Origin of the sequence: Arthrobacter alkaliphilus, assembly GCF_021483235.1 — a bacterium.
GTDB lineage: Bacteria > Actinomycetota > Actinomycetes > Actinomycetales > Micrococcaceae > Arthrobacter > Arthrobacter alkaliphilus.
On record NZ_JAKEEC010000003.1, the window covers coordinates 76,005 to 89,446 of the forward strand.

Sequence of the window (13,442 nt, forward strand, 5' to 3'; positions counted from 1 at the left end):
AGGATCAGACTTTGGCGCGTGCCCGGCTCGCCTTGGCACGCTCGTTGGCGTCAAGGATCACCTTGCGGATACGGATGTCTTCCGGCGTGACCTCGACGCACTCGTCTTCGCGGGCGAATTCGAGGGACTCTTCGAGGGTCAGTTCGCGCGGCGGGGTCAGGTTCTCGAAGGAGTCCGAGGAAGCTGCACGCATGTTGGTGAGCTTCTTTTCCTTCGTGATGTTGACGTCCATGTCGTCCGCGCGGGAGTTCTCGCCCACGATCATGCCTTCGTAGACCTCGGACGTGGGCTTCACGAAGAAGGAACCGCGTTCCTGCAGGTTGATCATCGCGAACGGGGTAACCACACCAGCGCGGTCGGCAACCATCGAACCGTTGGTGCGGTATTCGATGGGGCCTGCCCACGGCTCGTAGCCCTCGGAGATCGACGATGCGATGCCTGCACCGCGGGTGTCGGTGAGGAACTTGGTGCGGAAGCCGATCAGGCCACGGGCAGGAACGATGAATTCCATGCGGCACCAGCCGGTTCCGTGGTTGGCCATGTTGGTCATGCGGCCCTTGCGGGCGGCCATGAGCTGCGTGACCGCGCCGAGGTACTCTTCGGGAACGTCGATGGTCATGTGTTCCATCGGCTCGTGGATCTTGCCGTCGATGGTCCGGGTGACAACCTGCGGCTTGCCGACCGTCAGCTCGAATCCTTCGCGTCGCATCTGCTCCACGAGGATGGCCAGCGCGAGCTCGCCGCGGCCCTGGACTTCCCAAGCATCCGGACGTTCGGTGGGCAGGACCTTGATGGAGACGTTACCGATCAGTTCCTTGTCCAGGCGGTCCTTCACCTGGCGCGCCGTCACCTTGGCGCCCTTGACCTTGCCGGCCAGCGGGGAGGTGTTGATACCGATGGTCATCGAGATCGCCGGGTCATCCACCGTGATGAGCGGGAGCGGCTGCGGGTTCTCGGCGTCGGTCAGAGTCTCACCAATGGTGATTTCCTCGATACCGGCAACAGCCACGATCTCGCCCGGACCGGCGGACTCCGCGGGTACGCGGTCGAGGGCCTTGGTGGCCAGGAGTTCGGTGATCTTGACGTTCTTCAGTTCGCCGTTGGCACGCGCCCAAGCCACGGTCTGGCCCTTGCGAAGGGTGCCGTTGTAGATGCGCAACAAGGCGAGTCGGCCGAGGAACGGGGAAGCGTCCAAGTTGGTGACGTGCGCCTGCAGGACGCCCTCGGGGTTGTAGGTCGGAGCCGGGATGTGCTCGATGATCGCCTTGAAGAGGGGTTCGAGGTCCTCGTTGTCCGGTGCGGTGCCATCGGCAGGCTGCTCAAGCGACGCGCGGCCGACTTTGGCGGCGGCGTAGACGACGGGCACTTCGAGGACCTTGTCGAGGTCCAGGTCAGGAACTTCGTCAGCAAGGTCGGAGGCCAGGCCGAGGAGCAGGTCCATGGACTCGTGGACAACCTCTTCGATGCGGGCGTCGGGGCGGTCGGTCTTGTTGACCAGCAGGATGACAGGCAGGTGCGCAGCAAGGGCCTTGCGGAGCACGAAGCGGGTCTGCGGAAGCGGACCTTCGGAAGCGTCGACCAGGAGGACCACGCCGTCAACCATGGACAGGCCGCGCTCCACCTCGCCGCCGAAGTCGGCGTGGCCGGGGGTGTCGATCACGTTGATGGTGATGGTCTCGCCATTGGACGACGGGCCGTTGTAGGCAACCGTGGTGTTCTTGGCGAGGATGGTGATGCCCTTTTCGCGCTCCAGGTCACCGGAGTCCATGACGCGGTCTTCCAGGTGGTTGTGCTCGGCAAAGGAGTTGGTCTGCTTGAGCATGGCGTCGACCAGCGTGGTCTTGCCGTGGTCAACGTGGGCCACAATCGCGACGTTGCGCAGATCACTGCGCGATGCAGTGGCCGCGGCGGTGTTGGTGGTGGTTTCAGACATGCGTAATGGCTCGATTCAGTGGTGAAGTCAGCTGTTGTATCGCGACATTTCCAACCGGAACGCACGACGGATTAGACCCTTTGACACAGGGCGCCTCTATAGAGTCTAAACGCTGTGGTATTTGTTGGCCTAAAAATCACCCTCAAGGCAGCGAAACTGTGCCCTTCATCACAACCGTAGGCACGGCCGGCAGGCGCGGAAACAGCAGAAGAGCCGGGACCACTTCCCCTCACGGAGATGGTCCCGGCTCTCCTGCTCGCTTCGCTGGACTCAGCAGACGGGCGCCTGGCCCGTCAGGCCACCGCGGGCGGCAGCATGAGGCTGGCACCGGGGATTGCGTTGAGCAGGGCCTTGGTGTAGTCCTGCTGCGGCGCATCGAAGACGTCGTCCGTGCTGCCCGTTTCCACGAGCTTGCCCTTCTGCATCACGCAGACATGGTCCGCGATCTGCCGCACGACGGCGAGGTCGTGCGTGATGAACAGGTACGTCAGTCCAAGATTGGACTGCAGCTCGGCCAGAAGGTTCAGGACCTGGGCCTGAACCAAGACGTCCAGGGCGGAAACCGCTTCGTCGCAGATGATCACTTCGGGGTCCAAAGCCAACGCCCGGGCAATCGCCACGCGCTGCCTTTGGCCACCCGAGAGCTCGTTCGGGTACCGCTGCATGGTGGATTGCGGCAGCGCCACCTGGTCCAGCAGTTCCCGGACCTTCTTCTCGCGGCTGGCCTTGTCACCGATCTTGTGGGTCCGGAGCGGTTCCTCGATGGTCCTGAAGATGTTGTACATCGGATCGAGGGAACCGTACGGGTCCTGGAAAATCGGCTGGACCCGGCGACGGAACTTGAAGATTTCCCGGCTGTTCAATGTGGAGGTGTCCACACCGTCGAACACGATCCGGCCCGACGTCGGTGCGAGCAGGTTGAGGACCATCTGCGCCACGGTGGACTTGCCGGAGCCCGACTCACCCACGATCGCCGTCGTCGTCCCGCGTTTGACGTTGAAGGAGACGTTGTCCACGGCAGTGAAGTCGGCTGCCTTGCCCACTCCGGAGCGCAGTTTGAAGACCTTGGTGAGGCCCTCTACCTTCAGGACGTCGTCCGGCAGCGCCTTTTCTTCCACGGCCTCGGTGGGCGCGAGGAGTTCTTCCGTCTGGATTCCTTCAGCCTTCGCAGCCTGGATCCGCCGGGAAGCAAGCGACGGCGCCGAGGCCACCAACCGCTGGGTGTAGGGGTGTTGCGGGTTGCGGAGCAGCTCGAGGGAAGGACCAGCCTCCACCACGTTTCCGCGGTACATGACCACTACCTTGTCGGCACGTTCAGCAGCGAGGCCAAGATCGTGCGTAATAAGCAGGACCGCGGTGCCGAGCTCCGTCGTCATGGTGTCGAGGTGATCCAGGATCTGCCGCTGTACCGTTACGTCGAGGGCCGACGTCGGCTCGTCGGCGATCAGGAGCCGCGGCTGGCAGGACAGGCCGATGGCGATCAGGGCACGCTGGCGCATGCCGCCGGAGAATTCGTGCGGGTACTGCTTGGCGCGGCGTGCGGAGTCCGGCAAGCCGGCCTCCCCGAGTACGCGGGCGACGTCGGCAGGAGCGTTGGGCTTGCCGTTGGCACGCAGTGTCTCGCGGACCTGGTAGCCGATCTTCCACACCGGGTTGAGGTTGGACATCGGGTCCTGCGGGACCATGCCGATCGTGTTGCCGCGCAACTCGATCATCCGCCGCTCCGGAGCGTGGGAGATGTCTTCGCCGTCGAGCAGGATCTGCCCGCCGGAAACCCTGCCGTTCGCCGGCAGGAGTCCAATGGCGGCGAGCGCCGTCGTCGACTTCCCGGAACCGGACTCCCCCACAATGGCGACGGTCTCGCCGGGCATGATGGTCAGGTGGGCGTTCTTGACGGCTTGGAATTCGCCGTTCGCCGTCTGGAAGGAGATGGCGAGGTCCCGGATTTCCAAGAGCGGACGCTCTTCGCTTCCGGCTTCGTCGATGGTGACGTTGGATGTTGTCATGGTTGCCTCCTTCATCGCTTGCGGCTCTTGGGGTCAAGGGCGTCACGCAGCGCGTCGCCAAGCATGATGAAGCTCAGGACTGTGATGGACAGTGCGGTTGCGGGGAACAACAGCACCTCGGGGTTGGTGCGCAACGTGTCCTTCGCTGCGGAAATGTCGTTGCCCCAGGACATGATGCTGCCGGGCAGCCCAATACCAAGGAACGACAGCGTTGCTTCCGTCACGATGAAGACGCCGAGTTCCATCGTGGCCAGGACGATGATCGGCGCGAGCGCGTTCGGAATAACGTGCCGGACCAGCGTGCCCATCCTGGAGACGCCGAGCGAGCGGGCCGCGGTGACGAAATCCGCGTTGCGGACCTCGATCACGGCACCACGCGTGATACGCGCCATTTGCGGCCAGCCGAGCATCACGATGACCATGACCACCGTGAAGACGCTCTTGTTCTCGCGGAAGAAGGGCAGCTGGGTAACCACCAGGGCGCCAAGGACCAAAGGCAACGCGAAGAAGATGTCGCCGAGGCGGGCAATGATGGTGTCGACCCATCCGCCAAAGAAGCCTGCCAGCGCGCCGAGCGTGACGCCGATGATCAGGACGAAGAGGACGGACACGACGCCGACGGTCAGGGATGCCTGGGTCCCGTGGATGACGCGGGAGTAGATGTCGCAGCCTTGGAAGGTGAAGCCGAGGGGGTGGCCGGCCGAGGGACCCGCGAGGGAGTCGCTCAGCTGGCAGTTGTCGTTCGGCGCCGTCTGGGTGAACAGGCCTGGGAAGAACGCGACGACGAGGAGCAGCAGGATCATGAGCGCCGAGATGATGAAGAGCGGCCGACGGCGGAGCTTCCGCCAGGCGTCCGCCCACAGGCTCAGCGGTGCCGCGTCGGCCTTGAGGGTGTCGGTCGCCAGCAGCGGTGTCTCGTCGATGGGGGCAACATAGTGCTCGATCTGACGGTTACTTTTCATAACGGATCCTCGGGTCAAGCCAGGCGTAAAGAAGGTCCACCAAAAGGTTGGCGGCAACGAAGACCAGTACCAGCACGCTCACAATCGCGACGACGGTGGGCCCTTCGCTGCGGATCACGGCCTGGTAGAGCTTCTGGCCGACGCCGGGCACGTTGAAAATGCCTTCAGTGACGATCGCGCCGCCCATCAAGCCACCCAGGTTCGCGCCCAGGTACGTGACCACGGGAATCATGGAGTTCCGCAGGATGTGGGCCAGGACCACGCGGGGACGGGAGAGGCCCTTTGCGGTTGCGGTGCGGACGTAGTCGGCGTTCATGTTTTCAATGACCGAGGCGCGGGTCAGGCGCAGCACATAGGCGAATGACACGAGGCCGAGCACCGTGGCCGGAAGGATCAGGGTGCCCCAGTCGGCGTTGGCCCCGACGGTCGGCTTGGCCCAGCCGAGCTGAACGCCGACGACGAGCTGCAGCACGAAGCCCAGCACGAAGGTGGGGACGGCGATGACGACGAGCGAGGCCACCAGCACCGTGGAGTCGAAGAGCTTCCCCTTGCGCAGGCCCGCTATCAGGCCGAAGGCCACGCCGAAGACGGCCTGGATGGCCAGGGCCTCAACGGCGAGCATCGCGGTGACGGGGAAGATGCGACCAAGGGTGGCAGCGATGGGCTGGCCGGTGAAGTCTACGCCGAGGTTGAAGGTGAACAGGTTCTTCAGGAAGAGTCCGTATTGGACCCAGAACGGCTGGTCAAGGTTGTATTGCCGGCGCAGGGCGGCAATGACGGCCTCGCTGGGAGGCCGGTCGCCGAACAAGGCGCGGATGGGGTCTCCCGGGAGGGCAAAGACCATGAAGTACACAAGCAGGGTGGTTCCCAGGAAGACCGGGATGACCTGCAGCAAACGCCGGAGGATGTACTGGATCACAGCAAGTTTTCCTGAGCGCTCTTGAAACTGAGGGGATTCATGTGGGGTAGCTTTCGTGCCGGATCAAGCGCACAGGGGGCCCGGTTTGCGGCCGGACCCCCATCGTGCACTAGCGAGCTTGGAACGAGTCCGGAGGACTACTTTGCGGTGATGTTGTAGTAGAGCAGGACGCCGTTCCAGCCGGAGTCAACGTTCGTGACGTTCTGGCTCCATACAGCCTGGCGTGCCTGGTACCACAGGGGCAGGTTCGGGAGATCCTTGAACAGGATTTCCTGTGCCTGGGTGAACTTCTTGTTGGCATCGCCGGTGGACTTGGAAGCAAGGCCTTCGGTGAGCAGCTTGTCGAATTCCGGGTTGCTGTAGCCCTCGTAGTTGGCGCTGGCGCCGGTCTTCAGAAGCGGGCCAAGGAAGTTGAACAGCGACGGGTAGTCTGCCTGCCAGCCTGCGCGGGTGAAGCCCGGAAGGGTCTTGGCCTTGCGGAGGTTCAGGATCTCGGCGAACTTGGCGAACGGCTGGCCTTCGGCCTTGATGCCGAGGTTGTTCTTCAGGTTGTTGGCAACGGCGTCGATCCATTCCTTGTTGCCACCGTCGGTGTTGTATGCGAGCTGAAGGGTCTTGCCGGCCGGCCAGGGGCTGATGGCTTCTGCCTTGGCCCACAGGTCCTTCGCCTGCGCGGCGTCGAACTTCAGGACATCGGAGCCAGCCACGTTGGCGTTGTAGCCATCGATGGACGGAGACGTGAAGTCCTTCGCGGGGATACGCGTGCCGTTGAAGACGACCTTGGTGATTTCGTCGCGGTTGATGGCCATGGAAATGGCCTGGCGGCGGAGCTTGCCGGCGTCTCCCTGGAACTCAGGCAGGTAGTTCGGGATGTTGAGCGTCGCGTTGCCTGCGTAAGCCTTGTTGAGGTTGTGGTCCGGGAAGTCCGCGGTATAGGTCTTCAGGGCGTTCGTCGGCAGGACATCGGTGACGTCAAGGTTGTTGGCCTGGATGTCCGTATATGCCGGTGCCGGGTCGGTGTAGAACTTGAAGGTCACGCCGCCGTTCTTGGCCATGCGGGGACCTTGGTAGTCAGCATTCTTGACGAGGGCGATCTGGCTGTCGTGCTGCCAGGCGCCTTTGGCGGCCATCTTGTACGGGCCGTTGCCGATGGGGTTTTCGCCGAATGCCTTGGGGTCCTTGAGCGCGTCGGCCGGAAGCGGCATGAAGGCGGAGTAGCCGAGGCGCTGCGGCCAGTCGGCTTCCGGCTGTGCCAGCTTGACGCTGATGGTGGAATCGTCCTTCAGTACCAGGCCGGACATCGTCTGGGCGGTGGGTGCAGGAGTCGTCGTTGACTTGCCGTCCGCCCCGGTTTCCTTCTTGGTAGCGCTGACTGCGTCGTAGCCTTCGATGGATTCAAAGAAGCTGCTGCTTGCCTGCGCGTTGGTGCTCAGCGCGGCGAAGTTCCAAGCATCAACGAAGCTCTTGGCGGTGACTGCCTCGCCGTTGGTGAACTTGGCGCCCTTCTTGACCTTGATGGTGTAGTTCTGGCCGTCGCTCGTGTCGATGGATTCCGCGAGTGCGTTCACGGACTTGCCATTGGCGTCGTAGCTGGTCAGGCCTTCGAACAGCAGGTCGACAACGCGGCCGCCGTACACCTCGTTGGTGTTGGAAGGGATAAGGGGGTGCTGGGGTTCGTTGCTGTATGCGGTGATGATTTTGTTCGGATCGCCGGCAGCCGTCGGTGCACTGTTTCCGGAGCTGGCGCTGCCGCATCCGGTGAGGGCAAGTGCGGCGACCGCCAACACGCCAAGAGCTTTGGAAGTGCGCGAAAAACGCATTCCGCCTCCTATGGATTCAGGGGGATGGGTCGGGGCAACTCATAGCTGTCCCCGGGGCCAGACACAGAATTATCCTGTGACGCGGCCTACATGGATGTGTAATCCTAACCACACGATGTCCGAAATATGGAATCCCATTGGCATGAACATCGAAGTGTGCCCTTGACAGTTTTAGTAATGAAGCAGTCATTTCAAGTAAATGAAGCAGTCATTTCACGAAATGGTCGGCCCCTTGCTAGACTCCAAGCGGCTACCCCCGTAGTTTGCCCCGGAATGACGGGCTTTTTCCGGGCAGTCAGGGGCACGAAAAGACCCACCCGTCGCCTTGAACAAACACGAAAAAGAGCCCCCGCGGCCAGTGGCCACAGGGACTCTTTTGCGGTTGCGGGAAGCAACTGCGTGCCGCCGCGAACGGCTCCGGGTTGCTACTCGATGCCGGCGGCGATGAGTTGGGCGCGCAGCTCCCGGCGCTCACGCTGCTTCTCGGGGTCTGGAAGCGGCACCGCCGCCAGCAGCCTCTGGGTGTAGGGCTCCTGCGGATTGCGAAGGATCTGCTCGCGGCTGCCTTGCTCCACGATCCGGCCCCGCTGCATCACGCAGATCCGGTCTGCGAGAACATCAACCACGGCAAGGTCGTGCGTGACGAACAGGCACGCGAATCCCAGCTCTTTCTGCAGGTTCTGGAACAGTTCCAGGACCTTTGCCTGCACCGAAACGTCCAGAGCCGACGTCGGCTCATCCGCAACCATCAGCTTGGGCTGCAGGGAGAGCGCCCGGGCGATGCCGACGCGCTGCTTCTGGCCACCCGACAATTCATGTGGATACCGGTTGCGGTACCCGCGCGGCAGTTCCACCTGGTCCAAGAGGGTCTCGATCCGCTTCTGCAGATCGACCCCCTTCGCGACCCCGGCGAGGTACATCGGTTCGCCGATGCTCTCGCCGATGGGCAGCCGCGGGTTCAACGACGATGACGGGTCCTGGAACACCATGCCGATGTCGCGGCGCACTTGGTGCAGCTGTTTTCCGTTCCTCTTTGCGCCCGAGATGTCCTGCCCCACCACGCGCATGCTGCCCGCGGCTACAGGCAAGAGGCCGACGGCGGCGCGTCCAATGGTCGTCTTGCCGGACCCGGACTCCCCCACCAGGCCGACCACTTGGCCGGGGTAGATCACGAGGTTGGCTCCCTCGACAGCGCGGAACGCGGGAACCCGGCCCTGCTTGGGGTACTCGATGGCAACGTCGACCAGCTCAAGCACAGGCTCGCCCTTGGGCTTGGCTGCTTCTTCGGCTGCCAGCTGCAAAGCGGCCTGGTTCTCGACTTCCCGGCGGACCAGCTCATCGTGGTCGACCGATTCCAGTTCGGAATGGGTCGCGGCGGCAAGTGCCGCGGTGACGTCGACGTCGGCGCTGTCCGCACCCTGCCCAAGGTGGGGAACAGCGGCCAGCAGCGCCTGCGTGTATTCGTGCCGCGGGTTGTTGAAAATCTGCTGCGCAGTGCCGCTTTCCACGATGACGCCGTGGCGCATAACGGCAATTCGATCGGCGAGGTCGGCCACGACGCCCATGTCGTGCGTGATAAGGATGATCGCGCTGTCCAGTTTGTTGCGGAGGTTGCGCATCAGGTCCAGGATTTCGGCCTGTACCGTCACGTCCAAGGCGGTCGTGGGTTCGTCCGCGATCAGGAGTTTGGGATCGCAGGACAAGGACTGCGCAATCATGGCGCGCTGCCGCTGGCCGCCGGAAAGCTGGTGCGGATAGGACTTGAACGCCTTCTCCGGGTCCGGCAGTTCCACCAGCTCCAGCATGCGCACGGCCCGCTGTTTGGCTTCATCCGGGGAGATCGCGTTGTGCAGCCGGAGCGTCTCCACTATCTGCGCACCCACTGTGTAAACAGGGTTGAGCGCGGTCATGGGCTCTTGGAAGATCACCGCGACCTCTTTGCCTCGGACGTCCCGGATGTTGCCCGACTTCTCACCGAGCAGTTCCTTGCCCGAGAGCTTGACGCTCCCCCGGACGCGGCTGTTGCTGGGGAGCAAGCCGAGCAGGGCCATGGAACTGGCGCTCTTGCCGGAGCCGGACTCACCGACGATCGCGAGGACCTCGCCGGCCCTGACCTCGTAGTTCAGTCCAATGGCGGCCGGGACCCACTTCTTGTCCACACCGAAGTCAACGCTGAGATCGCGAACCTCCAGGACCGGGGCCCCCTGGGCGCGCTTATCCGACTCGGTCTCAAGCTGAGTAGCCTCCGGTTCTGGGGTGGCATTGTCAGTCATGTTGTGTCTTCCCTTCCGCCCGGGCACCCCTCCAAGGGGTGATTAGTGAAGTAGCCCGGAATCCTGAATTATTAGGGGCATGAGCAGAGCGCCGTATGCCGGAAATGTCGAAATATTCAAGGCCCGCACCAGCACGGCGTTTGCCTGGATTTGCTGGGCCGTTGCCGGTTTCGGAGTGGTCATCACGCTTGTGGTGGCGGGACCGCAAGCCCTTCCCGGAGCCACTCCCCTGCTTTTCATAGCGTTCCTTGGCTGGCTGCTTTTCTGGCGGCCGGTCGTGGTGGTCCGGGATTCCGGCGTCGCACTGGAAAATCCCTACCGCACCATCGATGTTCCCTGGGACGCGCTGGTGCAGGTTGATACCCGCTACGCCCTCACCCTGGTGACACCCCGCAAGAAATATCCGGCGTGGGCTGCTCCCGCACCGGGAATCTGGGGCGGGCGCAATGCCCGCCCCGAGCACCTCAAGGGACTCCCCGGCACCTCGTACGGCCCCGGCAGCTCGGTTCGCCCGGGAGACCTCAGGAACACCGATTCCGGTGCCGCCGCGGTACTCGTCCGCACCCGCTGGCAGGACCTCGTGGAGGCCGGGCGCGTGGAACCTGGCCGGGCCGAGGAAGCCGTGGTGACGGTCGCCGTCGGATGGTTCCGCATAGCGGCCACGGTAGTCCTGGCCGCGGCCAGCTACTGGGCGATCTTCCTTTAGGAGGTTTCGCCCGACGGGTAGCACTCAGCTGCCTTTCGAAGCTTCGGCAACCGGCGCGGTCGCGCTGGAGTGGCGCGTGGTTTCGACGGCGGTCTTGGCCTTGAACTTCTTCTGCCGCGGATCGAAAGCGTCCCGCAGGCCGTCTCCGATGAAGTTGATGCTCAAGCAGATGAGGATGATGAACAAACCGGGGAACCAGAACAGCCAGGGCCTTGTGGCGAAAGCCTCCTGGTTCTGTGCAACCAGCAGTCCGAGCGACGTGTCAGGAGCCTTCACTCCGAGGCCGAGGTAGCTGAGGGCGGTCTCCAGCAGAATCGCGGCGGACATCGTCAGCGTCACGTTGACGATCAGCACGCCCACGGCGTTGGGGAGGATGTGCTTGAAGATGATCCTGGCGTTGGAGGCTCCGGAGATCCTGGCCGCGTCGACGAACTCGCGTTCACGGAGGGTCAGGAACTCGCCGCGGACCAGGCGGGCGAGGCCCACCCAGCTCACAAAGCCAAGGAAGACGCCAAGGATGACGACGCCGTTGTTGGCGGCGAATCCGGTCAGCCAGCTTCCCTGGTCCCTACGGTTGGCGATTTGGCCGACCACGGCCGCGAGGAGCAGCAACGGAATGATGATGATGACGTCGGTCAGGCGCATGAGGATCGCTTCGACCCAGCCACGGAAATAACCGGCGAGTCCGCCGACGATTGCGCCGACCGCGCCGGCGATGGCGCCGATCAGGACCATGACCGTGATGGACTGTTGGGCGCCGCGCATGGTCATGGCAAAGAGATCGCGCCCAATCCGGTCCTGGCCGAACGGGTGCTCACCCCAAGCCAAGGGCCAGAACGACGACGTCGGTACGCCGTCATTGACGAGGGGCGAAACGTCCACATGGTTGTACTTCCACCAACCGGGAATCCCGAATGCGCCCACCGAGGTGAAGGCGAGCAGGAAAATCAGTGCAAAAACCGCGAGCCCGATCAGGGCTCCGGTGTGGCCGAAAAACCTCTTGCGGACAATCTGGCCTTGGCTCAGACCGCTGATAATTTCGCTGCTTTCGGTGACTGCAGCTTCGGCAAGTGCCTGTTGCGCGAGGAGTTCTTCCTCTTGGGTTGGCTGGGTCATGCTTTGATCCTTACGCGTGGGTCGAGCGCGGAGTACGCGAGGTCCGCTATCAGGTTGAAGACCATGGCGGTGATTGCGACACAAAGGAACACGCCCATCACCGGGTTCGGGTCCGTGTGCAGCAGTCCGTCGATGAACAGGAAGCCCATACCCCGGACGGAGAACACCGTTTCGGTGATGACGGCGCCACCGATCAACGCACCGATGTCGAAAGCGACGATCGTAGCAATCGGGATCAGGGCGTTCCGGAAGGCGTGGCCCATGATGACGGAACGTTCGCTCAGGCCCTTTGCCCGCGCGGTCCGGATGTAGTCCATGTTCATGATTTCGAGCATCGACGAGCGGGTGAACCGGGTGTAGCTGGCCAACGACACAAGGATGAGGGCAATCGTCGGCAAGATGAGGTGGGTCAAGGTGTCTGTCGACATGATCCAGAAATCACCCTGGATATTCGGTGTTCCCGCCCCGATCGTGGCGATGGGCCGCCCGCGCACCCGGCTGTTGTTGAAATAGGACGGCCAGGCCTGCATGAAGCGGTCAACGATGATGAGGCCCCCCACCAGGAATGCGGTGATTCCTGCAGCGCGCATGGACTGTCCGCGGTCGTAGCCGCCCATGAAATAGCCCACTGCGACGCCAACAAGGACAGCGGCGATGGCGAGCAGGAAGATCATGAGGCCGGTCGCGTCATTGAGGAGCGGCTGCACAGCGAAGTAGGCGATTACGCCAATGCCGGCAACGATCAGGCTCGATTGCAGGGCCTTGCGGTTCTTGAGTCCGGAGACCAATATGGTGATTCCGAAGGCGATTCCGGTGCCCATGATGGCAATGATGACCGGCCCGAGGCCCGGGTTGCGGAACCACTGGGTCAGCGAGAAGTAGAAGAGAATGAGCGAAACGGCTGCGAAGACCGAACCTCCGACAATCAGTCGACGCTTCACCGCACCACCGACGACGACTGCCGCGATGATGCCCAGGACGGCCCCGATTCCAAGAGCCACAGCCGGCGGTATTTCCGGATTTCGGAGGAAGTCATTAAAGCCGATGGCGCCGAATTCCTTGAGGAGAACGGCTACCCAGAAGATCGGCAGGGAGAAGAACAGGAAGGCCATGAAGGTTACGCCGTAGTCCAACGCGCTGTACTGGCGCAGCGCCGTGACGATGCCGAGAGAGATGCCGATCAGGATCGCGAGAATCGTCGCACCGGTGACGAGCGTCAGGGTTTGGACCAGCGCGAAGCCGAGTGCCTCCGTGATTGGCTGCCCGGAGATGTTCTTGCCGAGATTACAGGCGTTCCCGAAGGGAACCAGGCACTGGGCGGCGCCTCCCAACCACTTGAAATAGCGCAGCGGCGCCGGGGTGTCGAGATCGAGCAGGTTGATTCGCGCATCCATCAACGCCTGGCGGTTCGGCGCGCTGCTCGTGCGGAGTTCTTCCAAGGGGTCTCCGGACAACGCCGTCAGGAGATACACCAGGAAGGATGCTCCAAGGAGGATGAATGCGGCGGTTACCAGCCGCCGGACTATATAGGTCACCATGGTGAAGAACCTCGAAATCCAGGCCCGGGGTCGCCGGTGCCTATCGCAGAATCGTGCCCCTTCCCTGCTTAAGGTCGTTGGGGAAGCAGACAGTGTGCCGGTTCACCAACCCGAAGGCGCCGGGACCATAATACGTCGGTCCCGGCGCCTCGGTTGGCGATATTGTGCG

At 63.0% G+C, this 13,442-nt stretch carries 9 protein-coding genes; 1 reads left to right on the forward strand and 8 read right to left on the reverse strand.

Annotated features, from left to right (window positions below; translation table 11 throughout):
- Positions 1–4: 4 nt before the first annotated feature.
- From typA to L0B83_RS03800, 6 genes are all read right to left on the reverse strand, one after another.
- Positions 5–1,933, reverse strand: a complete 1,929-nt coding sequence (gene typA, locus L0B83_RS03775; RefSeq protein ID WP_234757079.1) for a translational GTPase TypA — start codon at positions 1,931–1,933, stop codon at positions 5–7.
- Between the two features lie 293 nt (positions 1,934–2,226).
- A complete protein-coding gene (locus L0B83_RS03780) occupies positions 2,227–3,939 on the reverse strand; it encodes a dipeptide ABC transporter ATP-binding protein (RefSeq protein WP_234757080.1) in 1,713 nt (570 codons plus the stop codon).
- 11 nt (positions 3,940–3,950) lie between these two features.
- Positions 3,951–4,901, reverse strand: a complete 951-nt coding sequence (locus tag L0B83_RS03785; RefSeq protein WP_234757081.1) for an ABC transporter permease — start codon at positions 4,899–4,901, stop codon at positions 3,951–3,953.
- Positions 4,891–5,820, reverse strand: a complete 930-nt coding sequence (locus L0B83_RS03790; protein ID WP_234757082.1) for an ABC transporter permease — start codon at positions 5,818–5,820, stop codon at positions 4,891–4,893. Before L0B83_RS03790 ends, L0B83_RS03785 begins: the two co-directional genes overlap by 11 nt.
- A 137-nt stretch (positions 5,821–5,957) precedes the next feature.
- Positions 5,958–7,640: a peptide ABC transporter substrate-binding protein gene (locus L0B83_RS03795; protein WP_234757083.1), complete on the reverse strand. Its 1,683-nt coding sequence runs from the start codon at positions 7,638–7,640 to the stop codon at positions 5,958–5,960.
- Between the two features lie 425 nt (positions 7,641–8,065).
- Positions 8,066–9,913: an ABC transporter ATP-binding protein gene (locus L0B83_RS03800; protein ID WP_234757084.1), complete on the reverse strand. Its 1,848-nt coding sequence runs from the start codon at positions 9,911–9,913 to the stop codon at positions 8,066–8,068.
- Positions 9,914–9,992: 79 nt separating this feature from the next.
- On the opposite strand from L0B83_RS03800, the gene L0B83_RS03805 reads away from it, so the two are divergent.
- The gene (locus L0B83_RS03805; protein ID WP_234757085.1) at positions 9,993–10,619 is read left to right on the forward strand and encodes a PH domain-containing protein; all 627 of its coding nucleotides are present in this window, start codon (positions 9,993–9,995) and stop codon (positions 10,617–10,619) included.
- Between the two features lie 24 nt (positions 10,620–10,643).
- Here the strand turns inward: L0B83_RS03805 and L0B83_RS03810 are convergent, their stop codons facing one another.
- Together L0B83_RS03810 and L0B83_RS03815 are read right to left on the reverse strand one after the other, a co-directional pair.
- Entirely contained in the window at positions 10,644–11,735 is a 1,092-nt protein-coding gene (locus L0B83_RS03810; RefSeq protein ID WP_234757086.1) for an ABC transporter permease, read from the reverse strand.
- Entirely contained in the window at positions 11,732–13,273 is a 1,542-nt protein-coding gene (locus L0B83_RS03815) for an ABC transporter permease (RefSeq protein ID WP_234757087.1), read from the reverse strand. The genes L0B83_RS03810 and L0B83_RS03815 overlap by 4 nt, the downstream gene beginning before the upstream one ends.
- Positions 13,274–13,442: the final 169 nt, after the last annotated feature.